Origin of the sequence: Azospirillum formosense, from assembly GCF_013340925.1 — a bacterium.
Lineage (GTDB): Bacteria > Pseudomonadota > Alphaproteobacteria > Azospirillales > Azospirillaceae > Azospirillum > Azospirillum formosense.
In genome coordinates, this window is sequence record NZ_WHOR01000499.1 from 1 (window position 1) to 1,296 (window position 1,296).

The following is a 1,296-nucleotide window of genomic DNA, read 5'->3' on the forward strand; positions in this document are numbered from 1 at the left end:
TTGCCATGACGGGACGCCGGCCCGGCCGATACGGCCTGCACTGGCGATTGGTTTGGCGCTTGGGGCGGCGCCTGCCGCGCCTGCTGCTTTTGGCCGGAACCGCCGTACTGGCGAGCTTTCTGGCCTCCCATGCGCTTCCCGGCGACCCGATCTCGCTGATGGTCGACGGGCGGGCCGCGGACCCGGACCTGGTCCGCCGCATGCGGGAAGACGCCGGGCTGGACCAGCCGCTGGCCGTTCAATTCCTATCCTACGCGCTGGACCTGCTGCGGGGCGATCTCGGCCAATCGCTGCGCTACGGCGGCGTGCCGGTGACGGCGCTGTTGGGCGACGCCCTGCCGGTGACGCTGGGGTTGTTGGCGGGCGCCGCGGCGCTCGCGCTGCCCCTCGGGCTCGCGCTGGGTCTCGCCGCGGCCGATCTCCGGCGGGCATGGCCGGGCACCGCCCTCACCATCGGGTCGGTTCTGGCCCTGTCGGTGCCGCCGCTGGCGCTGGCGACATGGCTGATGCTGGCGGGGTCCGGTACGGCGCCCTGGGCCGTGGCGGCGCTCGCCCTGCCCGCGGCGGCGATGATCGCCCGCCTGACCCGGACCCAGCTGATGGAGGTGCTGGAACGCGACTTCATCCGCACCGCGCAGGCCAAGGGGCTGGGGCGGGCCGCCGTTCTGCTGCGCCACGCCCTGCCCAACGCCCTGGTGCCGCTGGCGGCGGCGGTCGGATCGGTGGCCGGAACGATCCTCACCACCACGGCGGCGGTGGAAAGCGTCTTCGCCTTGCCAGGGATCGGGCGGCTGACCGTCCAGGCGGTGCTGGCCCGCGATCACACGGTGGCCGGAGCCGCCGTTCTGGTCTTCGTCCTGCTCCAGGTCGCCATCAGCCTGACCGCCGAGCTGCTGATCGGCCTCGCAGATCCGCAGCTGCGCGACCATGGTGAGCCGCGGTGAGGGGGTCGGCCTCCGTCGCCGGACGTGCCGGCCTGCTGCTCGCGGCGGCGCTGGCCGTGCCGCTGGCGTTGGCCGTCCTCCTGCTGCCGCTCGATCCGTCCGCCATGGATCTCGGTCAGGCCTGGGCCGGGCCGTCCGCCGCCCACCCGCTGGGATGCGACGGGCTGGGACGCGACGTCGCCGCCCGGCTGATCGCAGGGACGGGAGCCTCCTGCGCCATCGCCGGGCTGGCGCTCGCCCTGGCGGCGGGCGGCCCGGCCCAGGCCTGCCCGAGATCCATGGCGGACGGGTCGAGCGGCAGCCGGCGGCCGGCCTGTCCCTTATACACCGCTCCGAGAACACCAGGCTAAGG

The 1,296-nt window shown here is 74.5% G+C and carries 2 protein-coding genes; both read left to right on the forward strand.

Annotation, left to right across the window (positions count from 1 at the left end; all coding sequences use genetic code 11):
- Window positions 1-944, forward strand: a 944-nt coding sequence (locus GBZ26_RS29385) for an ABC transporter permease (protein WP_247884957.1), incomplete at its 5' end; no start/stop codon positions are given.
- A complete protein-coding gene (locus GBZ26_RS29390) occupies window positions 941-1,294 on the forward strand; it encodes a hypothetical protein (protein ID WP_174441803.1) in 354 nt (117 codons plus the stop codon). The genes GBZ26_RS29385 and GBZ26_RS29390, both read left to right, overlap by 4 nt.
- Window positions 1,295-1,296 lie beyond the last annotated feature (2 nt).